Here is a 25,145-nt window from a genome sequence, read left to right on the forward strand (position 1 = left end):
TACGCGCGTCCCGCGCACCCGACGCGCCGGACCGCTACCGTTCCGCAATCCACCTCCTCGAGGTCAGTCCACCCGACGCAGGGCATCGGGCGTGAGATCGGCCAGCGTCGGATACCCGTCGACGCCCATGATCAGGTCGGCCTCGGCGAGCAACGACCGCAGCACGTGCACGATTCCGTCGGCCCCACCCAGCGCCAGGCCGTACGCATACGCGCGGCCGACGCCGACCGCGGTGGCACCCAACGCGAGCGCTTTGACGATGTCGGCCCCGTTGCGGATCCCCGAATCGAACAACACCGGCAACCCGTCGGCTGCCTCGACCACACCGGGCAGGCAATCGATAGCGGGCAGACCGCCATTGGCTTGGCGCCCACCATGATTGGAGCAGTAGATGCCGTCGGCGCCCCCGTCCTTGGCGCGGCGGACGTCGTCGGGGTGACAGATGCCCTTCAGGATCAGTGGCAGCTTCGTCAGCGACCGCAGCCACGGAAGGTCATCCCAGGTCAGCGGGTTGCCGAACAGGCTCACCCAGCGCAGCACGGTGGCCTGCGGGTTCTCCTCGGGTGCTTGCTGCAGGCCGGCCCGGAACACCGGATCACTGGTGTAGTTGGACAGGCACTTTCCGCGGAGCTGCGGAAAGTTCGACGTGGCCAGGTCCCGCGGGCGCCACCCCGGCACCCAGGTGTCGAGCGTGACGACGATGCCCTTGTACCCGGCCGCCTCGGCGCGCCGCACCAGGCTGGCGGCCAGATCTTTGTCGGTCGGCGTGTACAACTGGAAAAAGCCTGGGGTCTCACCGAATTCGGCGGCGACGTCTTCCAGCGGATCCTCGGTCAGGGTGGACACCACCATGGGCACCCCGGTGCGGGCGGCGGCGCGGGCACCGGCCAGGTCTCCGTGACCGTCCTGACCGCAGATGCCCAGCACCCCGATCGGTGCCATGAACAACGGCGAGGGCAATTGCAGCCCGAACAGATCCACGGACAGATCGCGCTCGCGGTGCGCGTTGAACATGCGCGGGATCAGACCCCACCGGTCGAACGCCGTGCGGTTGACCCGCTGAGTTCGTTCGTCACCGGCACCCCCGGCCACATAGGACCAGACCGATGCCGGCATGGCGGCTTGGGCTTTGGCCTCCAGGCTCGCATGGTCCATCGGCATGGTCGGCAGTACGCCGGACAGCCCCTGCAGGTAGATCTCGAGTTGGTAGTCGCCGTATGCCATGACGATTACCTTGCCATCCCGATCCCAGACCCGGTCGGCGCCTCGGTTCAGCCGGCGGTGTCGGTCTCGGCTTTTGCCAGCTCGGCCTTCCACTGCCGGAAGGTCTCCTCGGTGCGCCCGCGGCGCCAATAGCCCGAGATCGACGCCGCCCATTTCGCGGGCACGCCGCGCTCCTTGCGGATGTAGGGGCGCAAGTTGTGCATGACGGCTTGGGCCTCGCCGTGGATGAACACCTGAACCTGGCCCGGCAGCCAGGCGGCCTCCTTCACCGCGGCGATCAGCGGTGCGTGGTCTCCAGCGTGGTCGTCTCCGACCAGATCGGCGCGCCCGCCGCGATGGACCCAGGTGATCTCGACCCCGGCGGGGGCGGTCAGCTCGACTTCTTCCTGCGGGCCGGCCACCTCGACGAACACCTTGCCGATCGCATTGTCGGGTAAGGCCTCCAACGCGGCTGCGATGGCCGGCAGCGCCGATTCGTCTCCGGCAAGCAGGTGCCAGTCGGCGGCCGGGTCGGGGGTGTAGGCCCCGCTGGGCCCCATCAGGTAGGCGGGTTGGCCCGGTACCGCCGCTGCGGCCCATGGGGCGGCCACGCCCTGCTCACCGTGCACGACGAAATCGATGGTGATCTCGCCGCGCTCCTTGTCGACTTTGCGCACCGTGTAGGTACGCACCGTCGGTCGTAGTTCAGCGGGCAGCTCCTGAAAGCTGTCCAGCGTCAAGGGCTTCGGGAGCACCGACACATCCACATTCGCCGGAACGATGACGAGTTTGGCGTAGGCATCGCTGAAGTCGTTGGGCGAGAACGTGTCAAAGCCCGTGCCCTCGCCCGATCCACCCAGTACCAGGCGGACGATATGGTCGGTCAACTGCTCGCGATGCACCACCTGAAACGTGTGCACGGGCCGTCCTGCCATGGCGCCTCCAAAAGTTTCTGCCGCTCATTGATTAGCCGACCTCATCGACTATACGGAGGCCAGACGCCGGCTTGGGGGCTCCGTGATTCAGGCCTCGAGTCGCCTCCGGACCGCTGCCAGCCTCCTCTGCAGCTCGGATTCGGTGATCACGCCACGGGCCAGCAACGAGTGTGCAAGGGCCATGAGCTGGTTCTCGGGGTACGGCAGGTCGGCGTAGACCGTGGTCGACAGCAGATCTTCCTCGTCGCGGCGTTGTTTGAAATCAGGCACCCCGGTGTCGCAGGCGGCGCGGTCGAGGGCGTCGCAGAACCCGTCGAGGCTGGTCTTCCATGGGGGAACCAGGTTTTCGACGCCGTATTTTTCGGCCATCCGTGGCCATACCTGATTGCGTTCGACGATCCGCGCGAGCGTCGGAACTGGGTCGTCCCCCAGCGGTACCGGGTCATGCGATGCACTCATCAGGGCTCCTCAGTCACCGGCGGGATGCATCGCAGGCCGGGTGTCGGTGATGACGTTGGTGGTCACACCGGCCTTGGGCAGTGCCACACCGATGAGGCAGTCGCGGGTGATGATCTCGGTGAGCTGATCCTCGGTCCAGCCGTCGGTGCCCGCCGGACGCATCGGCATGACCATGAAGCGATGCTTCTGATTCGAATCTTGCACGCGCACGTCAACACTGCCGGGCAGGTACAGCCCGAACTCTGCCAGCACCTGCCTCGGCCAACGCACGAGGCGGCGCCGGTAGTTGGGGGTCCGGTACCACTCGGGCGAATTGCCGAGAATCGGGCGCGGATAGCATGAGCACAGCGCACACACGATCACGTGGTGCACGGTGGGGGTGTCTTCGAGGATCTGAAATGCGGTGAAGTCGCTCGGTGTCCCGAATCCGGTGGGCTCCAGCCAGTCGACACCGACTTCCTTGCTGGCCGTCATCGGCTCGGCCACGGCCAGCTGTTTGAAGTCGGGGTCCAGCCAGGCTCGGGCGACCAGCCGGGCGGCCGGGGTCGGTCCGATCTGTTCGGCGAACTCGGTGAACAACCGGTGCTCTTCTGCCGTGAAAATTCCTTTCTCGATACATAATTCGCGCAACGCGATCTCGAGTACCTCGAAGTCGGTGATCTCGTCGACCATCGGCTTGACGGTGCGCTCGTGGTCGTGGTCATGGTCATGGTCATGGTCTGCCATGGTGCGCCCTTCTTGAGGAGGCTGACGATGTCAGCTGACCGCCTGCAACCAGTGCTCGGGGATCTCGGTTCTCAACGTGTCGGTGGACGTTCCGGTGTAGCCGTCCCAAAGTGTCGCCATGGTGAAGCTGACGACGTAGAACCATTCGGGTGTGGCCTCGGTACGGTCCCAGGTCTCGTCTTCGGCTGCCGGGCTCTCGTATGCCACCGCGGCGATCTCGCCGCGTGCGCCGCGGACGTATTCGGGGGTGCGGGTATAGAACAGCACCGGCAATTCGCGCACCACCACCGCATCGCCAACCTTGAACTTGGGTGTCCCGGCGCGGCCCGCATACACCTGCGGATCGCCTTTTCCTTTGGCGTGCACGATGTGGCTGTTGCGCTTGACGTTCGAACCGTCGCCTTCGCACTTCGGCTGGGCCTCGAGCCGCCTACCGGACAGACCGCCGGCGTAGCGTTCCTGGACTTCGGCCATCCGCTCGGACAGTTCGGTCAAACCGATGTGATGCTTCTCGACGAGGACACGCGCCACCGACAGGAGCCAACGGCCGTAGTACGGAAAGCCCAGATAGACCGCACGCCCGACGTCGACGTTGCCCATCCGCCGCCGTTCCTCGGACAGCCAGATGCCGCGCCAGGCAAGGACTTCGCAGATGACATAGGTCATGTGCTCCCAATACTCGTAGTCCTTGTTCTCGTACTTCATCGGGGCATCCGGCTCCCCGCCGACATCGTGCACGGGCTTCATGTAGGCGGTGAACTTGTCATGGTCGAGCAGATCCGGTGTCGGCGCATCGGGCAGTTCTGGGTATGCCGATTTGAGGCGAGCGACCAAACCCAGTTGGGCGGCGCGTTCGGCGGCTGTGCTCATGTCAGACCCTCCCCAAGCCCGGCGTACGCCGGTGCGGTCCGGCGTTGCGCCTGGGTCGTGAGCTCACTCGATGGGTGCAAACTAACACCGGGCCAGCTCGCCCTGCAGCCAATCGAACCGATTGCGCCTCGGTCTACGCAGGCGTCATTTACGACGACCGCACCCGTCGCCGGCGCGCGATGCGCCAGCATCCGTCGACGCCTTCGATCAACCCTGCGAGCTCCAGCGTCGCCAAAGGCCCCAGGATCTGATGTGGTGGTAGCGCGGCGAGCATCGCGATCTCATCGACAGTGTGGGCACCGCGCGCCGGCAGTGCGTCGTAGACCTGTTTCTCGGCCGGTGCGAGCTGATCCAGCGGCCCGGTCGGATGTTCCTCCTGCGGTGCGAGTTCGCCTATGCGGCCAACGAGTTCGACGATTTCCTCGGCGCGGCCGACCAGCCTGGCGTCACCGCGGAGCAGCGCATGACAGCCCGCCGATGCGGCCGAGGTGACCGGGCCCGGGACCGCGCACACCGAGCGGCCCAGCAACTTGGCCCACGCCGCGGTATTGGCCGCGCCACTGCGCAACCCAGCCTCGACCACCACCGTCGCCCCCGACAGCGCCGCGACCAGCCGGTTGCGGGTGAGAAACCGTAGCCGACCGGGTGCTACCCCCGGCGGATACTCGCTGATCAACAGGCACTCCTGGCGGATCCGGTGAAACAACGCACTGTGCCCCGCCGGGTACGGGTTGTCGATACCGCCGGCCACGATCGCGACCGTCACGCCCTCACATGCCAGGGCAGCGCGGTGTGCTGCGCCGTCGATACCGTAGGCCCCACCGGACACCACCGTGACATCGCGCTCGACCAGCCCGGCGGCGAGTTCAGCGGCGACATGCTCCCCGTAGGCGGTGGCCGCGCGGGTACCGACGATCGCCGCGGAGCGCTCAGCCGCCTCGTCGAGCCGCACCGGACCGGCCGCCCACAGCACCAACGGCGGATGATCGTTGGACCGCTTGCGGTCCTTGGGTACGCCCAATGCCCGAAAGCTCAGCAACGGCCATTCACCGTCATCGGGGGTGATCAGCCGGCCACCCATTCGATCGATGATGTCGAGATCCTGTACCGCACAATCCAACTCGCGGCGCGCCTCGATCCGGCTGAACAACTCCGGCTCGATGTCACCAGCCTTGACTCGGCCGGCCGCCTCGACCGGGCCGACCTTTGCGACCAAGGCCGTCAACTCTGCGCATGGCGGCTCGGCGACCCGTGACAGGTAGGCCCACGCCCGCCGAACCTCATCGGTCATGACACACCGCCGACCTGACGGAAGCTCAACGCCGTGGCCACGTCTTCGCGGGCCGGCATCGTCCGACCGGCCAGATCGGCCAACGTCCAAGCCACTCTCAAACTCCGGTCGGCCCCGCGCATGCTGATCAGCCCCCGGTCGAGTGCGAACCGCAACGGTTCCATGGCGGGTTTGGGCAAGCGGAACTCGCGTCGTAGCAGCGGGCCACGTACCTCGGCGTTGGTACCGATTCCGTACGGTTTCCACCGTTGTTGGGCGGCAAGGCGAGCGATGGCAACCCGCTCCCCCACCACGGCGCTGGACTCGCCGGCCTGTGGGGTGAACGCCCCGGCGGTCACCGGGTGCAATTCCACCTGCAGGTCGACGCGGTCCACCAACGGTCCCGACAGCTTGCCGCGGTATCGCAGCTTGGCCTGAGCCGAACAGACGCAATCCTCCGATTTGGGCGGTGCGCACGGGCACGGGTTCGCCGCCAGAACCAATTGAAACCGGGCCGGGTAACATGCCACGCCGTCGCGACGGGCCAGCCGAATCTCACCATCCTCCAAGGGAGTTCGTAGTGCTTCCAGCGCCCTGGTACCCATTTCGGCGAATTCGTCGAGAAACAACACGCCACGATGTGCCCGGCTGACCGCCCCCGGACGGGCGAAACCACTTCCTCCCCCGACCAGTGCCGCCACCGACGACGTGTGGTGCGGAGCGACAAACTGCGGTCGGGTTATCAACGGGGTATTCCCGGCCAGCAACCCCGCCACCGAGTGAATCGCGGTCACCTCCAGCGACTCGCTCTGCGACAGCGGTGGCAACAAGCCCGGAAGACGCTGCGCCAGCATCGTTTTACCGATACCGGGCGGGCCGGTGAGCAGCAGGTGATGAGCACCCGCGGCGGCGACTTCCAGGGCGTATCGCGCCTGAGCCTGACCGACCACGTCGGCGAGATCGGACGTGGGCTCCGGCGCCCGCCCGGGCGCGGCGACCCGGGCGACCAGATCGCCTTTGCCGTCCAGCCAGGTCTGCAGTTGACCCAAGGTATGCACACCGCACACCTCGATCCCGTCCACCAAACTCGCCTCGGCCAGGTTGTCGACGGGCACCACCACCAAGGGCCAGCCCTCGGCCTTGGCGGCGAGCACCGCGGGCAGGATGCCGTGGACCGGACGGACGCGGCCGTCGAGCGCGAGTTCGCCCAGCAGCACCGACTTCTCCAACCGGGCCCAGACCGTCTTGGTGTGCGCCGAGAGCACTGCCGCGGCCAGCGCCAGGTCATACACCGACCCGACCTTGCGCAAGGTCGCCGGTGACAGCGCCAACGTCAGCCGCGACATCGGCCAGGTGTTGCCACAGTTGGTGATCGCTGCGCGTACCCGATCACGTGATTCCTGCAATGCCGTATCGGGCAGCCCCACCAGATGCACCCCGGGCAGCCCCGAGGTGATGTCTGCCTCGATCTCCACGATCACGCCGTCCACCGCCCGCACGGCCACCGAATAGGCTCTGCCCAAACCCATTTCAGCCCACCCCCTTGAGGTGTGTCAGCTCAGGTTCCCGGCGGTGCCCGATCCGCACCCCGATCACGTCGAGGCGCAGCGCGGCGAAACGCACCTCCTGCTCGGTCAGCCACAGCGCCGCCAACCGTCGGATCCGGCGCACTTTCTGCGCCGTCACCGCCTCGGCAAGCCCACCGAACCCGTCGCCGGTGCGGGTCTTCACCTCGACGAACACCACGGTGTTCGTCGCGACCTCTTCGGCGATCACGTCGAGTTCGCCATAACGGCAGCGCCAATTGCGCGTCAGCATGCGCAACCCCTGCGCCGCCAGGTGCTCGACGGCCAACTGTTCACCCAGTGCGCCGATCTCGGCCCGTGTCATAGAACTCATGACCACACCGTGCGGACCAGGTCCGACAGAATCGACCCCTCAGGCCTGAGTTATCCCCAGCGTGGATTTCATCCACAGGCGTCGGCAGCCTGGATGGCAGTCGCTCATTCCGGCACGCGGTCGGCGACCAGACCCTCCTGCACCAAGGTGGCCGCAACGGCGCCGTCGGCACGCAGCAGGCTTGACGTGATCAGCCCGCGGCCCCGCACGGTGGCCGGTGAACGTGACTCCAACAGGTTCCACTCCCCGGCCCGCACCGGGCGGTGAAACCAGATCGAGGAATCCGTGGTGCCACTGCGGTGACTCCGCGAACGCATGCTGTGCCCGTGCACGGCCAGCGCCGGATCGATCCCGTACAGGTCGGTGATGTAGACCGCAATCAGCATGTGCACCAACGGATCCTCGGGCAGGGCGGTGGTGACCCGCCACCACATCCGGCGCACGAAATCTTCCCCGGATCCCTCGTCGGCGATACGGATGTCGAACTCATCGAGTGGCAACGATGGTGCGGGCCCGGGGGGCCCGGTGCAGGGCAGCACCTCGGGATCGTGCGGCATCGCACCGATACCGTGTTCGGGGCCGGCTAGTTCCGTCGCGAACGACACCGTGGCCGTGGTGAGCATGCGGCCGTGCTCATACGAATCGACGCGCCGAGCCGAGGCGGTACGCCCGTCGTACACCTGCTGCACGCGGTATTCGGCTGATTCCCCGGCGTTTCCACCACGCAGGAACTGCAGGTGCATGTTGGTCGGTGACCGGTCCTCCCCCACGGTCCGGCAGGCCGCCGCCAGGCTCTGGGCGGCCAGCAGACCGCCGTAGGCCCGCTTGCCGGCCGGACCACTGGCCGGCCCGGTGAACACGTCACCGTCGGGGTTGGTCCCGCGCACCTCAAGAAGATTCAGCAGATCGCTCATCGCTGGTCGGTACCCGTCGCAACGGTACCGGATTCGGTCAGCGCCACGATCTCGTCGGCCCCGAGGCCGAGATGTTCGGCCAGCACTGTGGTGGTGTCATCGCCGAGGGCGGGCGCGGGGACCGCAGACGGATACATCCCGCCGATGGACATGGGCAGGCCCGGCGCCAGGTAGGTGCCGATGCCTGGCTGCTCCAGCGGGGTGAACAGCGGGTTGGCCACTACGCGGTGGTCGACGGCCACCTCGGCGAAGCTGCGGTACCGCTCCCACAGCACCGAGGTTCCCGACAACGCCGCGCTGATCTCGTCGGCGGTGTGTTCGGAAAACCACAGGGTGAACAGTCCGGTCAGCGCGTCGCGGTGAACGTAACGCTGGCCTTCGTCGCTGAAGTCCGCACCGAAGGCCTCGGCAAGTGCGGCAACGGCTTTGGTGGTGCCGGTCACCTCGGTGAGGTCACGGAAGTGCCGGCCGGTGAGCGCCACCAGCATGAAGCCCACGCCATCACTGCTGGTGAAGTTCTGCCCGTATGTGCCGTAGAGCGTGTTGCCGAGCCGTTCGCGTCCGGTGCCGTTGATCATCACCTCGGTGAGGAATCCGAGATTGCCTGCGGTGGCGAGAGCGACGTTCTCCAGCGGGATGCTGACCCTGGCGCCCTCACCCGTGGAATCGCGGTGACGCAGCGCGGTACTGACCGCCAGCGCCACGTACAACCCGCAGCTGACATCCCAGGCCGGCAGCACGTGGTTGACCGGGGTGGACAGCTGCGACGGCCCGGTGACCAGCGGGAAACCCAGCCCGGCGTTGACCGTGTAATCCACCCCGGTACCGCCGTCGGCGCGCCCGGACACCTCGACGTGGATCAGGTCAGGCCGCAGCGCCGCCAGCACGTCATATGAATGCCATTGCCGCCCAGCAACATTTGTGATGAGAACACCGGCTTCGGCGATCAGGCGCTGCACCAGCTGCTGCCCCTCGGGCGAGCGCATGTCGGCAGCCACCGATTGCTTGCCCTTGTTCAGGCCGGCCCAGTAGATACTTTCGCCGCCGTCGGTCAGCGGCCAGCGGTGATAGTCGGCAGCCCCGCCGATCGGGTCGACCCGCACCACCTCGGCGCCCAGCTGAGCCAGGGTCATGCCGGCCAGCGGTACCGCGACGAAACTGGAAATCTCGATGATCCGTACGCCCGCCAGCGGGCGGGTCGGGTCCGGCGTTACAGAGTCGGCCATGGCAGTCAAGCTATCGTGCGCTCACCAGTTTCACCGCGGCGGCCTCGATGGTGTCCTCGGACAACAGCACCTGCAGCGCGGCATCACCGAGCGGGATGAAACTGTCGGCACTGGCGACCCGCTGCACCGCCCCGGCGTAGCCGTGGTCGGTGAGTTCCGCCAGCACTCCCTCGCCCACGCCCCCCGTGTGGCGGGTCTCGTCGACGATGAGCACCCGCCCGCTCACATTCGCTTCGCGCAGCATGTCCTCGACCGGGAGCGGCGACAACCAACGCAGATCGACCACCCGCGCCGCGATGCCCGCCCCGGCCAGTCGCCGAGCCACCCGCAGGCTCATGAACACACCGTTCCCGAACGTGAGAATGGTCAGATCGGTGCCGTCACCGTAGGTGCGGGCCGCACCGACGCGCACGGGTTGGTTCGGATAGGGCGCCAGCCAGCACTGATCGCCGTCGGCGTAGAGGTCCTTGGTGTGGTACAGCGCGATCGGTTCGAGGTAAACACACACCGCGCCAGCATCTTTGGCAGCAACGACACACGTGTGCAGCATGGCCGCGGCATCATCGGGACGCGACGGTGAGGCGATCACCACCCCGGGAATGTCGCGGACCGCCGCGATCGAGTTGTCGTTGTGAAAGTGGCCGCCGAACCCCTTCTGGTAGCCGTAGCCCGCGATCCGCACCACCATCGGGTTGCGGTATTGGCGTTTCGAGAAGAACTGCAGCGTGGCCCCTTCACCGCGGATCTGGTCGCCGGCGTTGTGCAGATAGGCGAGGTACTGGATCTCCGGGATCGGCAGCAGGCCCGATACCCCGGCCCCCAGCGCCAGTCCGAGGATCGTCTGTTCGTCGAGCAAGGTGTCGAACACCCGGGCGGGCCCCGCGGTGGCCTGCAATCCGCGGGTCACCCCGTAGACCCCACCCTTGCGGGCGATGTCCTCGCCGAACACGATCGCCTCCGGGTGGGTGTGAAGCACCTCCTGCAGCGCCCGGTTGATGGCCAGAGCCAGGGTCAGCGGCGGGCCGCCGGGATCACCCGGCGCGACGACGGAAACGGCGCGGGTGTCGTCGAGTGTTTCGCGCAGCGGCTGCATCACCGTGGGTGCGCTGTCCAACTGCGGGCAGGCGCTGATCTCGCGAGCCAGTTCCGTCACCTCGGCCCGCTTGTCCTCGTAACGTCGCAGTGCCTGCTCGGGGGTCAGCACACCATGGGCCACCAGCATTCTCGCCGTATTGAGCACCGGATCACGCTCATAGTCGGCGACGATGTCGGCGGGCGCGCGGTAGGCCTGCTCGTAGTCGCTACCGGCATGCCCCATCAATCGCACCGTACAAAGGTGCAGGAACGCCGGCTTGCGTTCACGGCGGACCCAATCTGCTGCGGCACGCGCCGTTTCGACCGTCTCGACGAGGTCGCAGCCATCGGCGGCGAAGTACCGCAGCCCCTTACGGTCGCCATACGCGCGGGCGATCCAGCCGCGCGGTGTCGGCGTGCTGATTCCGATGCCGTTGTCCTCGCAGACGAACAGCAGCGGCATCGGAAGCCCCTGATAGGCGGCGTGCAACGTGGCGTTCACCGCGCCGACGGTGGTCGAGTGGTTCGCAGAGGCGTCACCGAAGCTACACACCGTCACCGCGTCGTCCGGCCATGGGCATGGCACACCCAGCTTGCGGGTGCGCGCGATCGAGAAGGCCACCCCGACCGCCCGTGGCAGGTGCGAGGCGATGGTGGAGGTCTGCGGAATGATGTTCAGGTCGTGGCGGCCGAACACCTTGTGCCGCCCACCGGAGATCGGTTCGGCCGTGGCCGCCACCAACCCCAGCAGCACGTCGCGCAGCGGATCGCAACCACCGATCTGAGCGGCGCGCGCCAGGTAGAAGCCGCCCGAGCGGTAGTGCAGCAGCGCAGGATCGGTAAGCCGCAGCGCGGCGGCGACAGCGGCATTGCCCTCGTGCCCAGAAGATCCGATGGTGTAGAAGCCCTTGCCTTGGCCGCGCAGCCACCGGGCGGCCAAGTCCAAATGCCTGCTGCCCAGCTGGGCGTCGAAGAGCGCCAAGGCATTCGGCACCTTCAGCGTGGGCGCCTCGCCTCGGCCCGGCGTGCCGAGCGCCGACACCGTTGCGGTGTAGTACGCGTCGATGGGCTCGCTGGTCATCTCAGATCAGCTCGATCGCCTCGGCGATCGACGGCAATACCCGGCTCGGCCGGAAGGGGAACCGCTCGATGTCGGAGACTGACGTCGATCCGGTGAGCACCAGGATGGTTTCCAACCCGGCCTCGATCCCGGCCACCACGTCGGTGTCCATCCGGTCACCCACCATCACGGTGTTCTCCGAATGCGCCGCGATCCGGTTGAGCGCGCTGCGGAACATCATCGGGTTCGGCTTGCCGACGAAGTAGGGGTCGCGACCGGTGGCCTTGGTGATCATCGCCGCCACCGAGCCGGTCGCGGGCAACGGGCCCTCGGCCGACGGACCCGAGACATCGGGATTGGTGGCGATGAACCGGGCACCGCCGAGAATCAGCCGAACGGCCTTGGTGATCGCCTCGAACGAATACGTGCGGGTCTCGCCCAACACCACGTAGTCCGGCTCGATGTCGGTCAGGGTGTAACCGACCTCGTGCAGAGCGGTGGTCAGCCCGGCCTCGCCGATCACATACGCCGAGCCGCCCGGCTGCTGGTCGGCCAGGAACGCCGCCGTCGCCAGGGCCGACGTCCAGATCGATGCCTCGGGCACCACCAGCCCCGAACGCGCCAATCGGGCCGCGAGATCACGCGGCGTGAAAATCGAGTTGTTGGTCAACACCAGGAACGGCCGTTGTTTGTCCGTCAGGGTCTGCAGGAACTCGGCGGCGCCCGGCAGCGCATGTTCTTCGCGCACCAGGACGCCGTCCATGTCGGTTAGCCAGCACTGGGCAGGTGAACGCACCCGTCCAGTGTCTCAACTTGGGGTGCGGATCAGGGGCCAACGGAGTTATCCACAGGGTGTCGCGATGGCATGGCTGTGGTGATCTGACGCCCTTACGATGGGGCCATGGCCGCCCTGGAAGACCTCGAAGCGCGCGTCGCCGCACTCGAGGCCGATCGCTTCGACTACCGCGCGGTGCTGGCGGCGATCAACGCACTGGGCGCGAATCAGCGGGATCAGGGAACGAGGTTGACATCCGTCGAGGGACTGCTCACGTCAGTTGAGGGACGCCTCGCCTCGGTTGAAACCGAGCTCGCTGATTTTCGGTTGGAGACCCGCGCCCGCTTCCGTTCAGTCGACGAGCACCTGGCCGAGATCAAGGACCTCATCATCGGGAGGCGCTGACGCCGAAGGCCCGGTATGCGAACACATACCGGGGCTTCGCGCGTGGGACGTCAGTTGGTGTGCTGATCGGCGACGTCGAGTGCGGAGTCCAGGATCGCCAGACCTTCCCGCGCCTCTTCCACCGTCACGTTGCACGGCGGCACGACGTGGATGCGGTTGTAGTTCGCGAACGGCAGCAGGCCGCCTGCCTTGCAGGCACCGACCACGGCGTTCATCGCCGGGCTGGAGCCACCGTAGGGCGCCAACGGCTCGCGGGTCTGCTGATCGGCGACGAGCTCGACCGCCCAGAACACGCCGGCGCCGCGCACCTCGCCGACGCTGCGGTGCTTGCCAGCCAACTCGGCCAGGCCCGGCGCCAGCACCTCCGTGCCGATCGTGGCCGCATTCTCGACCATGCCCTCGTCGGCCATCGCATTGATGGTCGCGACCGCTGCGGCACAAGCCAACGGATGACCCGAGTAGGTCAGCCCACCGGGGTAGGCGCGGTGCGCGAAGGTCTGGTAGATCTCGGGGCTGATCGCCACACCGCCGAGCGGCACGTACCCGGAGTTGACCCCCTTGGCGAACGTCATCAGGTCCGGCACCACGTCGAAGTGGTTGATGGAGAACCACTTTCCACTGCGCCCGAAGCCGGCCATCACCTCGTCGGCAATGAACACGATGCCGTGCCTGCTACAGATCTCACGCACCCCGGCGATGTATCCGGGCGGCGGGACCATGATGCCCGCGGTGCCCGGGATCGATTCCAGGATGATCGCGGCGATGGTGGTCGGACCCTCCATCTGGATCAGCTTGTCGAGGTACTCCAGCGCGCGCTGGGACTCCTGTTCCTCGGTCTCGGCATAGAACGAAGAGCGGTACAGGAACGGACCGTTGAAGTGCACGACACCGGCGTTGCCCCGGTCGTTGGGCCAGCGCCGCGGGTCACCGGTGAGGTTGATCGCGGTCTCGGTGCCGCCGTGGTAGGCCCGGTACCGCGACAAGACCTTGTAGCGGCCGGTGTGCAGACGCGCCATGCGCACCGCATGCTCGACCGCGTCGGCACCACCGTTGGTGAAGAACACCTTGTTCAGCTCACCGGGGGTGCGCTCGGCGATCAGCCGGGCCGCCTCCGAGCGTGCCGCGTTGGCGTACTGCGGGGCCACCGTGCACAGCTTGGCCGCCTGTTCGGCAATGGCGGCAACAACTTTCGGGTGCTGATGCCCGATGTTGGTGTTGACCAGCTGGGAGGAGAAGTCCAGCAGCCGGTTGCCGTCACCGTCCCACACGTAGGAGCCCTGCGCGGCGGTGATCGTCATCGGCGAGATCTCCTCCTGCGCCGACCAGGAGTGGAACACGTGCGCGCGGTCGAGTTCATAGGCACGCGCAGCCTCGGCCTTCGCCGCCTCGACGGTCAATCCGTTGGGCAGCGTGGCGGACTCTTGGGTCACAGTCATGGGTGGAATTCTCTCACTTGTTCTCGGGGAACCCGAGGTTGATGCCGCCGTGGCTGGGGTCCAGCCAGCGGGTGGTGATGGCCTTGGTGCGGGTGAAGAAATGCACGCCCTCGGCACCATGGGCGTGGCTGTCGCCGAACAGCGACGCCTTCCAACCGCCAAAGCTGTAGTAGGACATCGGAACCGGGATCGGCACGTTGATGCCGACCATGCCGACCTCGACCTCGTTCTGGAACCGCCGTGCCGCACCACCGTCGTTGGTGAAGATCGCCGTACCGTTGCCGTAGGGGTTGCTGTTGATCAACTCAAGGGCCTCGTCGTAGGTCTCGACACGCAGCACCGACAGCACCGGGCCGAAGATCTCGTCTGTGTACACACTCATCTCAGGGGTGACGTTGTCGAGCAGGGTCGGGCCCAACCAGAAACCACCTGAATCTCGTTGACCCGCCCCGTCCATGACCGTGCGGCCGTCGAGCACCACCTTGGCGCCGGCCGCCTCGCCGGCATCGATGTAGGAGGCCACCTTGTCGCGGTGAACCTTGGTGACCAGCGGACCCATATCCGAATCCTTGGTGCCGTCACCGGTTTTGATGGTCGCGGCACGCTCGGCGATCTTGGCCACCAGATCATCGGCGATCGGTCCGACGGCCACCGCGGCCGAGATTGCCATGCACCGCTCCCCGGCCGAACCGAAACCGGCGTTCACCATGGCGTCGGCGGCCAGGTCCAGATCGGCGTCAGGCAGGATCACCGCGTGGTTCTTGGCTCCGCCGAGGGCCTGCACGCGCTTGCCGGCGGCGGTGGCGGTGGCATAGACGTACTGCGCGATCGGGGTCGACCCGACGAAGGAGATCGCCTTGATCTTGGGGTTGGTCAGCAGCTCGTCGACCGCGGTCTTGTCACCCTGCAACACGTTGAACACGCCTTCGGGCAGGCCGGCCTCGGCCCACAGCCGAGCCATCCACAGCGCCGACGACGGATCCTTCTCCGACGGCTTGAGCACCACGGTGTTGCCCGCGGCGATGGCGATCGGGAAAAACCACATCGGCACCATGGCCGGAAAGTTGAACGGTGAGATGATGCCGACCGGCCCCAGCGGCTGCAGCACGGAGTGCACGTCCACGTTGGTCGAGGCGTTCTCGGTGAACCCGCCCTTGAGCAGACTCGGTATACCGCACGCGAATTCGACGACCTCCAGGCCTCGGCTCACCTCGCCGAGGGCATCGGAGAGCACCTTGCCGTGCTCGGCGGTGATGAGCGCGGCCAGCTCTTCTTTGCGGGCGTTGAGCAGCTCGCGGAAGGCAAACAGCACCGAGGTGCGTTTGGCGAGCGATGTGTCACGCCAGGCCGGGAAGGCCGCCGCGGCGGCGTCGATCACCGCACGCGCATCATCCACACTCGCGAGTGCGACCTCGCCGGTAACCGCGCCCGTGGCCGGGTTGGTTACCGGGGCGGTGGCGGTCGAAGTCCCGGCAAAGACCTTGCCGTCGCGCCAGTGCTGGATGACATTGCTCATGGGTGCGAACCTTCCTGTGGCTTGGGGGTACGGCTACTACAGTGAGCCACTGTCGGCACGCCAAGCCCCATCAACTTGTAAGGCTGATTCGCATGTTCATTACACTTTGTAAATGATCCCGACCGTGCGCGACATCATCGCGCTGCCGGTGGTGCAAGCCGGAGAGCCTGAGGTACTCAGCGCCCAGCAGCTCGATCGGCCGGTGCGCTGGGTCCACGTCAGCGACATGCCCGACCTCGCCGGCCTGCTGCAGGGCGGCGAACTGGTGCTCACCACGGGCGCCGCTCTGCGCGACGCACCCCGCGATTACCTCCGCCGGATGCACCGCGCCGGCGTCGTGGGCGTGGTGGTCGAACTGGGCACCCGCATCGAATCGCTTCCCCCCAATGTCGGGGCGATGGCCCAAACCCTCGGTCTGGCGCTCGTCGTGTTGCATCGGGAGACGAAGTTCGTCGAAGTCACCGAAGCCGTGCACCGACTGATCGTGGCCGACCAGTACGAGGAGCTCGAGTTCGCCCATCGCACCCACAAGACCTTCACCGAGTTGAGCATGAAGCGCCCGACGATGGCAGACATCGTGCGAGCGGCAGCGGAGATGACCGATGAATCGGTGGTACTGGAGGACCTCTCGCACCAGGTGCTGGCGATCTCGCCGCGCAACGAGCCGGCCACCACCGTCCTCTCCGATTGGCAGCGGCGGTCCCGCGCGATGACCGAACCGTGGGCCACCACCGCCGTCGGCCCCCGAGCCGAAGAGTGGGGACGGCTCATCGTTCCGCATGCCCCTTCCGCACCGGCCAAGACCACGATGGTCCTGGAACGCGCCGCCCAGGCCCTGGCACTGCATCGGATGGCCGAACGTGGCCGCTCCGGCCTCGAGCATCAGGCCCAGAGCGGGTTGATCGACGACGTGCTGGGCGGGCGGATCGACGACGACCGCGAGGCCGACGCCCGAGCACTGGCGCTCGGCCTGCGCACCGGCGGGCCTTGTCTACCCGTCACGATCCGAGTCGGTGCGCCGCCGGACCGGCTCGACCCGGTCGCCACGCAACGCCGCAACATCCGCATCCTCGATGCGGTCACCCACAGCGTGAAAGCCCAAGGGCACAGCGCGATCTGCTCGGTCCGACGAGACGGCGAGATCGGCCTGGTGCTGGCGCTGAACCCACGGCGCGGATTGAGCGCCGATGCCGTGCTCGCCCGCCTGGCCGAAGGCTGGCGCGAGGCCATCGCCCGCGGTGGCGACACCGACAAGGTCGTCATTGCAATCGGCAGTGACGCCGCAGCATTCGCCGACGCCGTCCATGGCCTGCGCGAAGCCGCCCACGTCGCCGAGGTCGCGGCATCGATGCCAGATCTGACGCGCCGCTTCGTGCGTGCTTCCGACGTGCGGCTGCGCGGGCTGATCACGCTGCTGCTCGACGATCCGCGCGTTCAGATGTTCGCCGAAACCGAACTCAAGACCTTGCTGATCCACGACGCCGAGCAGGGCACTGACGACGTGGCAGTGCTGCGCGGCTACCTGGAACTCGCGGGCAACAAATCCGCGCTGGCCAAACGCCTGCACATGAGCCGCCCGGCCCTCTACAGCCGGCTGGCCTCGATCGAACGCCGGCTCGGCGTCAACCTCGACGACGGTGAATCGATGACCTCACTGCACGTGGCGCTGCTCGTCCTCGACGCGCAACGCAGCACGGCACCGCAGCCGGGGCGCTGAACCCGCCGCGGCACCCATACTGATGCCATGGCTGATCGCAACGTGCTGGGTGGCCCGCTGCAGGAATGCGGTACCGACCCGCTCACCGGCTTCTACCGCGACGGATGCTGCTCCACCGGCGACGCGGACGCGGGCCGGCACACCATCTGCGCCGTGGTGACCGCCGAATTCCTCGAACACCAGCGGTCCATCGGCAACGACCTGTCGACGCCGGCGCCGCAGTACCGATTTCCCGGCCTGACTCCCGGAGACCGCTGGTGCGTCACCGCGGTCAACTGGCTGCGCGCGCACAACGACGGCAAGGCTGCCCCGGTGGTGCTGGCCGCCACCCATGAACGCACGCTCGACCTGGTGCCGCTCGACGTCCTTCGGCAATACGCTGTCGATGTGCCGGACGACCTGGGCAGTCTCTGAGGCTCCGTAGGCTCGAGAGGTGAGCGTCGCATCCGAACCGACCGTCGTGCTCGACAACCGCTTCGCCCGCGCCCTGCCCGAAATGGCGGTCGCGTGGCGGGCTGAAGCGACTCCGGCGCCCCGGTTGCTCGTGCTGAACGAGAAGCTGGCGGCCGAACTCGGCCTCGACGCCTCCTGGCTGCGCACACCCGACGGGGTCGGCCTGCTGTCGGGCACCGTCGTGCCCGATGGCGCCACCCCGGTCGCCCAGGCCTATGCCGGGCATCAGTTCGGCGGGTATGTCCCCCGGCTGGGTGATGGGCGCGCCCTGCTGCTCGGCGAACTCGTCGACGCCGACGGCCGGCCACGCGACCTGCATCTGAAAGGTTCGGGGCGCACCCCCTTCGCCCGCGGCGGCGACGGTCTGGCCGTCGTCGGGCCGATGCTGCGCGAGTACATCGTCAGTGAGGCAATGCACGCCATCGGCATCCCCACCACCCGGGCGCTGGCCGTGGTGGCCACCGGACGGGACGTCCAGCGCGAGAGCCCGCAGCCAGGGGCGGTTCTGGCCCGGATCGCCGGCAGCCACCTGAGGGTCGGCAGTTTCCAGTACGCCGGCGCGTACGAGCAGGCCACCGGCGACGTCGGGTTGCTGCGCCGGCTGGCCGACCACGCCATCGCCCGCCATCACCCCGCAGCGGCCGAGGCCGCCAACCCGTACCTGGCGCTGTACGAGTCGGTTGTCGCGGCGCAAGCCTCGTTGCTGGCGCAGTGGATGCTGGTCGGGTTCGTGCACGGCGTGATGAACACCGACAACATGACCATCTCCGGCGAGACCATCGACTACGGTCCGTGCGCATTCATGGAGACTTTCGATCCCGCAACGGTTTTCAGCTCGATCGACCACGGCGGCCGCTACGCCTACGGCAACCAGCCCACGGTCGCGGCATGGAATCTGGCCCGCTTCGCCGAAACCCTGCTGCCGCTGCTCGCCGAGGGCGGCGACCAGGCCGTCGAACTGGCCACCGGAGCCCTGGAAAAGTTCGGACCGCAGTTCGAGGCGGCGTGGTCGGCGGGCATGCGCGCCAAGCTCGGATTGTCCGCTGATGTCGATGACGAGGCGGCGCGCGCAGTGATCGACGACATGCTCGGGCTGTTGCAGCAGAATCGAACGGATTACACATCGTTCTTTCGCGACCTGGGCCGCACCGCGCGCGGAGAAGCCCCCATTGCCGGCGGTTTCGACCAGTGGTTGGAACGGTGGCGGGCCCTGCACCCCGACACCGCCGCAATGGACCGGATCAACCCCATCTACATTCCCCGTAACCACCTGGTGGAGGAAGCCTTGAGCGCGGCCACCGACGGTGACCTCGCACCGATCCAGCAGCTGATGCAGGCCCTCACGGCACCGTACGAGGAGCGCCCCGGCCTGCAACGATATGCCGCACCCGCGCCCGCCGACTTCGGTGCCTACCGCACGTTCTGCGGAACCTGAGGCTCACCCATTACCGTAGGTCGGGTGACGACGATCACGATAGACACCCCGGCCGGTCCGATCGATGCTCTGCTCAACCGCCCCGAGGGTGACGGGCCATGGCCCGGGGTGGTGATCATCCACGACGCGATCGGATACGGGCCCGACAACGAGGCCATCTCCGAACGCGTCGCGGCGGCGGGTTATCTGGCAGTTACCCCCAACCTCTATTCCCGCGGCGGCCGTGCACGATGCATCACCAGAGTGTTCCGCGAACTGCTCACGCAGCGCGGCCGCGCGCTCGACGACATTCTGGCCGCGCGCGACCACTTGCGCACACACCCGCAGTGCACCGGGGCGATCGGCATCGCCGGGTTCTGCATGGGCGGGCAGTTCGCGCTCATCATGGGTCCCAAGGGTTTCGGCGCCTCAGCCCCGTTCTACGGCACGCCACTGCCGAAACACCTCGACCAGGTACTGGACGCTTCGTGCCCGGTGGTGGCCAGCTTCGGGCGCCGCGACCCGGCAGGCCTCGGCGCGCCCGCAAAGTTGCAGCGCATCGTCGCCGACAAGAACATCCCGGCCGACATCAAGGTCTACCCCGACGCCGGGCACAGCTTCGCCAATCAGCTGCCCGGGCAAGCGATTCTGCGAATCGCCGGCTTCGGCTACAACGAGGCCGCCACAGCCGATGCCTGGTCGCGGGTGTTCGCATTCTTCGGCGAGCACCTGGCCGCTAAAGCCAACTGAGCCCGGCGACCACGAGTGCCTGGGTGCCGGTGTCCAACGTCGGCTGGATCACCGGGGCGAACCGCGGTGAATGGTTCACCGGTATGTCGGCGCTCACGCGGTCAGCCATCACTGCTGCGTGAAAGGCCTGCTCGTCGATGCCGCCGAACCCCCAGTAGGTGTAGGGCGCTCCCAGGGCAACCGGAATATCGCTGAAGTCCTCACTGGCCGGCGCAGCCGGCATGGTCTGCACCCGATCACCGAAGTAGGCGCTGAACGCAGTCTCGACACGAGCCGTCGCCGCATCGTCGTTGACGGTGAGCGGAAAGTTGTCGTACATCTCGAATTCGGGCTCGCGCGGTGAGTTCGATGCCTGACACTCGGCGATGACCACGCGCCGGATCGCGGCGAGCACCGCGGTGCGCACCGATTCGTCGAAGGTGCGCAGGTTGAGCTCGAGCACCGCATGGCCGCCGATGACGTTGCTCTTGGTCCCCGACTGAACGCTGCCGACGGTCAGCACGACCGTCTGGCTCGGATCGACCTCACGAGACACGATCGTCTGCAGACGGATCACGATCATCGACGCCAGCACCACCGGATCCACAGTGGCGTGCGGCATCGAACCGTGCCCGCCTCGGCCGTAAACCGTGATGCGCAGACTGTCCGCCGCGGACAACACCGGACCGGTGCGGGTACGCACCTGCCCGGCCGGCGCCGGAAACACGTGCTGGGCCAATGCCACATCGACAGGACCGATCAGATCGACCAGGCCGTCGTCGACCATGCCGCGGGCTCCGCCGCCGACCTCCTCGGCGGGCTGGAAAAGCGTGATCACGGTGCCGCGCCAGAGATCAGTGGCCCGGGCGAACAATTCCGCCGCACCCAGCAGGCAGGTCACATGCACGTCGTGGCCACAGGCATGCATCACGCCGGGTACGGCGCTCGCATACGGCAGGCCCGTCGCCTCGGTCACCGGCAGGGCATCCATGTCCGCGCGCAACAGCACCCGAGGACCGTCACCGCTACCCAGCACACCGACGACACCGGTTCCCCCGACACCTTCATGGACATCGAGGCCGGACTCCCGCAGGCGCGCGGCGACCACACCGGCGGTACGCCGTTCCTGATGTGAGAGCTCGGGATGCTGATGGAGATCCCGGTAGAGCGGCTCTTGCCACGCCCGAACCTCGGGCAGGTACTCGAGCACCGCGGTGGCGCGACGGCGGATGTCGTCGGGTCCGGTATCGACTGTCACCATCACCTCGCCCCTGACCGCTGTTACTCCGGCAACCGCAACTCGGGCTTTTCGACCTCTTCGATGTTGACGTCCTTGAACGTGATGACCCGCACCTGTTTGACGAACCGGGCCGGCCGGTACATGTCCCACACCCAGGCGTCGGCGAGCCTCAACTCGAAGTAGACCTCACCTTCGGAGTTACGCGGAATCAGCTCAACGCTGTTGGCCAGGTAGAACCGGCGCTCGGTCTCGACGACATAGCTGAACTGGCCGACGATGTCCTTGTATTCGCGGTAAAGCGAGAGCTCCATCTCGGTTTCGTACTTCTCGAGATCCTCGGCGCTCATCTGGTGTGCTGTCCTTCTCGTTGTGCTGATGCCCTGTCGACCATCTTTGCGTACGCCGCTTCAGCATGCCGCATTGGTGCCACATCCCGCCGCACACCTGCCATCTCTGCGGCCCGCCGCACATGCGCTGTCTCTGCGGCCCGCCGCACGTTCACATACGAGTGGCGGTGCTCCGGACACGGCCCCAGCTCCGTCAACGCCGCGGAGTGCGCGGGGGTGCTGTACCCCTTGTGCTCGGCGAACCCGTAACCGGGGTGGTGCTGCTCCATCTCGACCATCAACCGGTCGCGACTCACCTTGGCCAGCACGCTGGCCGCGGCAATGCAGGCAGCTGCGGCGTCTCCCCCGATCAGCGGCAGCGACGGCACCGCCAGCCCCGGAACCCGGAACCCGTCAGACAGCACGTAGCCCGGCCGCAGGGTCAGCCCCGCCACCGCACGCCGCATGCCCTCGATGTTGGCCACGTGCACCCCGAGCCGGTCCACCTCGTCAGACGGAATGAACACCACGTGGTAGGCCAGCGCATATCGGCGGATGAGGGGAAACAACCGTTCCCGCTCCCGCTCTCCCAGTTTCTTCGAGTCGTCGAGAGACGCCAGGCTGTCCATCCGGTTGGGGCCCAGCACGCAGGCGGCCACCACCAATGGGCCCGCGCAGGCACCGCGACCGACCTCGTCCACCCCGGCCACGGGGCCCAGACCGTTGCGATACAACGCAGATTCCAGCGTGCGCAGGCCGGACGACCGCCGGATCACGGTCCGAGGCGGCCACGACGTCTTCGCCACTGGAGGCACCGGGCAGCTCCTAGGAGTCGGTCTGCGGGTTCCCGCCAGCAATACCGCCCCAGCGCGACGGCGGCCAGGCGATGAACCGTGCCTTTCCGATTACATTCTCCACCGGGACGGTGCCGGCCATCGGATCACCGGTACACAACAAACCTTCCCGGGCATCGGCCGGCAGATTGCTGCAGTGCACGCGCGAGTCGGCCGAGTGGGTCCGGTTGTCACCCATCACCCAGAGGCGATCGGGCGGGACCGAGACCGGACCGAACTCATTGCCCAGACACGGATAGATGTTCGGATCGGCCATCATGGTGGCCGGATCCAGGTACGGCTCGTTCAGTCGTTTCCCGTCGACCGTCAGACCGGTGTCGGCACGACACTGCACTGTCTGCCCCCCAACCGCAATCACCCGTTTGACCAGGTCGTTCTCATCCGGCGGCACAAATCCCACAAAAGAGAGGGCGTTCTGCACCCAACGGATGGCGGTGTTGTCCGACCGGATCGACTTGTAGCCGATGTTCCACGAGGGCGGGCCCTTGAAGACCACCACATCACCGGGCTCCGGCTTCGAGAACCGGTAGGTGACCTTGTCGACCATGATGCGATCACCCACGCAGCCGGCGCAGCCGTGCAGCGTGGGCTCCATGGATTCCGACGGAATCAGATAGGGCCGGGCAATGAACGTCAGCGTCACGTAATACAGCACCAAGGCGATGCTGGCCAGAATGGCAATCTCACGCGCCGTGGAGTGCTTGGGCTTCGATGGCTCGTCCGGCGTTTCGTCGCCGGCGGACTCCGGTGCGGCTGAGGCGGAATCTGAAGCCGAGTCGGAGTCGAGGTCGCCCTCCGAGCGCGCGTCGGCAGAGTCGGTGGGTCCGGTCACAGGCACCACAGTAGCGAGCGTCGTGACCGATCCCGCGACGAGAGCTTCGTCAGGCGGAGCAGCGCGCTCAGCGCTTTTCCTTGATCTTCGCCTTCTTGCCACGCAGTTCGCGCAGGTAGTAGAGCTTGGCGCGACGCACGTCACCGCGGGTCACGACATCGATGTGATCGATGTTGGGCGAATGCACCGGGAAGGTTCGCTCGACGCCGACGCCGTAGCTCTCCTTGCGCACGGTGAAGGTCTCGCGGATGCCGCCGCCGGAGCGACGGATGACGACACCCTTGAAGACCTGGATGCGCTCCTTGGAGCCCTCGATCACCTTCACATGCACGTTGACGGTGTCGCCGGGGCTGAAGGTCGGGATGTCGTCGCGCAGCGACGCCTGATCGACGAAGTCCAGCGTGTTCATCGGTGACACTTCCTTGTTGTTCGCTGCTCCGGGCAGGCGCGCACAGATCACGCAGCCGAAGCGATTTTCGGGTGTATCGGGTTGCATCTCGCAGCGGAACGCGGACAAGCCGGCCCAGCCCTGCGCAGACAACTGCTCAATTGTGCCAGATGGGTCCCCATACCGTGAAATCCGGCGAGTTTGAGCACCCATCCGCATCGACTCCGGCAGCATACTTCGAGCACGACTAACGACGCACGCCACGTGGCGAACAGTTAGGCTTCATCCACCGATGTGCCGGTCGTGCAGAACGCATCGGATCCACTGCCGGTTCAAGGAGGACCATGCGACGGCGGCCGTCGAAGCTGATGATTGCCAACGCGGTCAGCATGGTGGCGGTGGTCACGATGGCCGTCGTGACAGTCGGCTGCGAAGCCCGGGTGTACGGGACTCCCCCCACCCCCCTCGGCGCGCCCCAACTGACCGTCGTCGTCCCTCAGGGCAGCATGGCCCCGCTACCCGAGGCATCGCCCGGCGAGCCCGCTCCCAGTTTCCTCGGACTCGAAGACCGCACCCGCCAGGCCACCGAGGACGCCGCCGACGCCGGCGCCGACATCACGGTGCTGGTGCTCGACCGCAACACGGGCCAACTGATCTCCAACGGAAACGGCACCACGATCGCCATCGCGTCGGTGGTCAAGTTGTTCATCGCCGATGATCTGCTTCTGCAGGAGGCGAAGCGGCAGACGATCCTCAGCTCCGAGGATCGTCAGAATCTCGACGTGATGCTGCGATCCTCCGACGACAGCGCCGCGGAGGTGTTCTGGAACCGCAGCGGCGGAAGCGCCATCGTCGACCGGGTGGCCGCCCGCTACGGTCTGGGCTCGACGCGGCCGCCCGATGACGGGCGGTGGTGGAACACCATCAGCACCGCAGCCGATCTGGTGCATTACTACGACATGCTGATGAACGGGCGCGGAGGTCTGCCCGCCGAACAGGCCAATGTGATCCTGTCCAACCTGGCCCAGTCCACTCCGAACGCCATCGACGGCACCCAGCCGGGAGGCATCTACCCCCAGCGATTCGGCATTCCCGACGGCCTCTACGCCGAACCTGTTGCGGTCAAACAAGGTTGGATGTGCTGCATCGGTTCGGATTGGATGCACCTGTCCACCGGAGTGGTGGGCCCGGACCGACGCTTCATCATGGTGATCGGTTCATTGCAGCCCACGAACTCGGCCACCGCTCGCGACACCATCACCGACGCCGTCAAGACCATGTTCCCCGGCGGCCGGATCTAGGAGTCTGCTGAATTAGTGGTGTTGGGGGCGGGGTGCCTCAGAGCGCTCTGTGGCGCGTTGGTGTTAGTCAGGCCCGCAGGTCGACACAATTCGAGGGTCATTCCGCCGTGTTGAGCGTCGCAT

General features: G+C 66.9%; 25 protein-coding genes. 6 read left to right on the forward strand and 19 right to left on the reverse strand.

The annotated features are described in order from the left end of the window. Positions 1 to 63 precede the first annotated feature (63 nt). The 12 genes from BKG60_RS18515 to BKG60_RS18570 all read right to left on the reverse strand — a co-directional run bounded on the left by BKG60_RS18515 (position 64) and on the right by BKG60_RS18570 (position 12,432). Complete coding sequence (locus BKG60_RS18515) at positions 64 to 1,224, reverse strand: alpha-hydroxy-acid oxidizing protein (protein ID WP_070944140.1); 1,161 nt, start codon at positions 1,222 to 1,224, stop codon at positions 64 to 66. A 47-nt stretch (positions 1,225 to 1,271) separates the two neighbouring features. Then, positions 1,272 to 2,138: a siderophore-interacting protein gene (locus BKG60_RS18520; RefSeq protein ID WP_070944141.1), complete on the reverse strand. Its 867-nt coding sequence runs from the start codon at positions 2,136 to 2,138 to the stop codon at positions 1,272 to 1,274. Positions 2,139 to 2,225: 87 nt separating this feature from the next. After that, positions 2,226 to 2,597, reverse strand: coding sequence for a thiocyanate hydrolase (locus BKG60_RS18525; RefSeq protein WP_070187911.1), 372 nt, complete (start codon positions 2,595 to 2,597; stop codon positions 2,226 to 2,228). Between the two features lie 9 nt (positions 2,598 to 2,606). Continuing rightward, entirely contained in the window at positions 2,607 to 3,323 is a 717-nt protein-coding gene (scnC, locus tag BKG60_RS18530; protein ID WP_070944142.1) for a thiocyanate hydrolase subunit gamma, read from the reverse strand. A 30-nt stretch (positions 3,324 to 3,353) separates the two neighbouring features. Beyond that, positions 3,354 to 4,193: an SH3-like domain-containing protein gene (locus BKG60_RS18535; protein ID WP_070944143.1), complete on the reverse strand. Its 840-nt coding sequence runs from the start codon at positions 4,191 to 4,193 to the stop codon at positions 3,354 to 3,356. Between the two features lie 148 nt (positions 4,194 to 4,341). Then, positions 4,342 to 5,484 carry a DNA-processing protein DprA gene (dprA, locus tag BKG60_RS18540; RefSeq protein WP_070944144.1) on the reverse strand — a complete coding sequence of 381 codons (1,143 nt, stop codon included), beginning with the start codon at positions 5,482 to 5,484 and terminating at the stop codon, positions 4,342 to 4,344. Continuing rightward, positions 5,481 to 6,992, reverse strand: coding sequence for a YifB family Mg chelatase-like AAA ATPase (locus BKG60_RS18545; RefSeq protein ID WP_070944145.1), 1,512 nt, complete (start codon positions 6,990 to 6,992; stop codon positions 5,481 to 5,483). The genes dprA and BKG60_RS18545 overlap by 4 nt, the downstream gene beginning before the upstream one ends. A 1-nt stretch (position 6,993) precedes the next feature. Continuing rightward, on the reverse strand, positions 6,994 to 7,362 hold the full coding sequence (locus tag BKG60_RS18550; protein WP_070187906.1) for a YraN family protein: 369 nt from the start codon (positions 7,360 to 7,362) through the stop codon (positions 6,994 to 6,996). A gap of 104 nt (positions 7,363 to 7,466) precedes the next feature. Further along, a complete protein-coding gene (locus tag BKG60_RS18555) occupies positions 7,467 to 8,276 on the reverse strand; it encodes an acyl-CoA thioesterase (protein ID WP_075909820.1) in 810 nt (269 codons plus the stop codon). Further along, positions 8,273 to 9,502 carry a CoA transferase gene (locus tag BKG60_RS18560; RefSeq protein WP_075909821.1) on the reverse strand — a complete coding sequence of 410 codons (1,230 nt, stop codon included), beginning with the start codon at positions 9,500 to 9,502 and terminating at the stop codon, positions 8,273 to 8,275. The genes BKG60_RS18555 and BKG60_RS18560 overlap by 4 nt, the downstream gene beginning before the upstream one ends. Before the next feature lie 10 nt (positions 9,503 to 9,512). Continuing rightward, positions 9,513 to 11,657, reverse strand: coding sequence for a thiamine pyrophosphate-dependent enzyme (locus BKG60_RS18565; RefSeq protein ID WP_070944148.1), 2,145 nt, complete (start codon positions 11,655 to 11,657; stop codon positions 9,513 to 9,515). 1 nt (position 11,658) lies between these two features. Continuing rightward, entirely contained in the window at positions 11,659 to 12,432 is a 774-nt protein-coding gene (locus tag BKG60_RS18570; RefSeq protein ID WP_070944149.1) for an HAD-IIA family hydrolase, read from the reverse strand. A 105-nt stretch (positions 12,433 to 12,537) separates the two neighbouring features. Between BKG60_RS18570 and BKG60_RS18575 the strand changes: the two genes are divergently transcribed. Beyond that, positions 12,538 to 12,816, forward strand: a complete 279-nt coding sequence (locus tag BKG60_RS18575) for a hypothetical protein (protein ID WP_070187901.1) — start codon at positions 12,538 to 12,540, stop codon at positions 12,814 to 12,816. A gap of 50 nt (positions 12,817 to 12,866) precedes the next feature. Here BKG60_RS18575 and BKG60_RS18580 read toward each other — a convergent pair whose 3' ends face one another. Both BKG60_RS18580 and BKG60_RS18585 read right to left on the reverse strand, forming a co-directional pair. Beyond that, the gene (locus BKG60_RS18580) at positions 12,867 to 14,252 is read right to left on the reverse strand and encodes an aspartate aminotransferase family protein (RefSeq protein WP_070944150.1); all 1,386 of its coding nucleotides are present in this window, start codon (positions 14,250 to 14,252) and stop codon (positions 12,867 to 12,869) included. Positions 14,253 to 14,265: 13 nt separating this feature from the next. Further along, on the reverse strand, positions 14,266 to 15,768 hold the full coding sequence (locus tag BKG60_RS18585; RefSeq protein WP_070944151.1) for a CoA-acylating methylmalonate-semialdehyde dehydrogenase: 1,503 nt from the start codon (positions 15,766 to 15,768) through the stop codon (positions 14,266 to 14,268). A 112-nt stretch (positions 15,769 to 15,880) separates the two neighbouring features. Here BKG60_RS18585 and BKG60_RS18590 point away from each other — a divergent pair, with 112 nt between their 5' ends. From BKG60_RS18590 to BKG60_RS18605, 4 genes are read left to right on the forward strand one after another with little or no spacing between them, the layout of a single operon-like run. Then, complete coding sequence (locus BKG60_RS18590; protein ID WP_070944152.1) at positions 15,881 to 17,485, forward strand: PucR family transcriptional regulator; 1,605 nt, start codon at positions 15,881 to 15,883, stop codon at positions 17,483 to 17,485. Between the two features lie 27 nt (positions 17,486 to 17,512). Then, positions 17,513 to 17,899: a DUF2237 family protein gene (locus tag BKG60_RS18595; RefSeq protein WP_070944153.1), complete on the forward strand. Its 387-nt coding sequence runs from the start codon at positions 17,513 to 17,515 to the stop codon at positions 17,897 to 17,899. Positions 17,900 to 17,918: 19 nt separating this feature from the next. Beyond that, on the forward strand, positions 17,919 to 19,373 hold the full coding sequence (locus BKG60_RS18600) for a protein adenylyltransferase SelO (RefSeq protein ID WP_070944154.1): 1,455 nt from the start codon (positions 17,919 to 17,921) through the stop codon (positions 19,371 to 19,373). 24 nt (positions 19,374 to 19,397) lie between these two features. Continuing rightward, positions 19,398 to 20,102 (forward strand): dienelactone hydrolase family protein, encoded by a 705-nt coding sequence (locus tag BKG60_RS18605; protein WP_070944155.1) that lies wholly within the window; start codon positions 19,398 to 19,400, stop codon positions 20,100 to 20,102. Here BKG60_RS18605 and BKG60_RS18610 read toward each other — a convergent pair. The 5 genes from BKG60_RS18610 to rplS all read right to left on the reverse strand — a co-directional run bounded on the left by BKG60_RS18610 (position 20,089) and on the right by rplS (position 23,742). Further along, positions 20,089 to 21,291, reverse strand: coding sequence for an amidohydrolase (locus BKG60_RS18610; RefSeq protein WP_070944182.1), 1,203 nt, complete (start codon positions 21,289 to 21,291; stop codon positions 20,089 to 20,091). The genes BKG60_RS18605 and BKG60_RS18610 overlap by 14 nt on opposite strands. Positions 21,292 to 21,362: 71 nt before the next feature. Further along, positions 21,363 to 21,668 carry a DUF2469 domain-containing protein gene (locus tag BKG60_RS18615; RefSeq protein WP_003881082.1) on the reverse strand — a complete coding sequence of 102 codons (306 nt, stop codon included), beginning with the start codon at positions 21,666 to 21,668 and terminating at the stop codon, positions 21,363 to 21,365. Continuing rightward, complete coding sequence (locus BKG60_RS18620) at positions 21,665 to 22,453, reverse strand: ribonuclease HII (protein WP_075909823.1); 789 nt, start codon at positions 22,451 to 22,453, stop codon at positions 21,665 to 21,667. Before BKG60_RS18620 ends, BKG60_RS18615 begins: the two co-directional genes overlap by 4 nt. 19 nt (positions 22,454 to 22,472) lie before the next feature. Beyond that, complete coding sequence (gene lepB, locus BKG60_RS18625; RefSeq protein WP_070187894.1) at positions 22,473 to 23,333, reverse strand: signal peptidase I; 861 nt, start codon at positions 23,331 to 23,333, stop codon at positions 22,473 to 22,475. Positions 23,334 to 23,400: 67 nt separating this feature from the next. Next, the gene (rplS, locus tag BKG60_RS18630; protein WP_019347348.1) at positions 23,401 to 23,742 is read right to left on the reverse strand and encodes a 50S ribosomal protein L19; all 342 of its coding nucleotides are present in this window, start codon (positions 23,740 to 23,742) and stop codon (positions 23,401 to 23,403) included. 323 nt (positions 23,743 to 24,065) lie between these two features. On the opposite strand from rplS, the gene BKG60_RS18635 reads away from it, so the two are divergent. Continuing rightward, a complete protein-coding gene (locus BKG60_RS18635; RefSeq protein WP_070187893.1) occupies positions 24,066 to 25,022 on the forward strand; it encodes a serine hydrolase in 957 nt (318 codons plus the stop codon). The last annotated feature ends 123 nt before the right edge of the window (positions 25,023 to 25,145 follow it).

This window comes from Mycobacterium syngnathidarum (assembly GCF_001942625.1).
Lineage (GTDB): Bacteria > Actinomycetota > Actinomycetes > Mycobacteriales > Mycobacteriaceae > Mycobacterium > Mycobacterium syngnathidarum.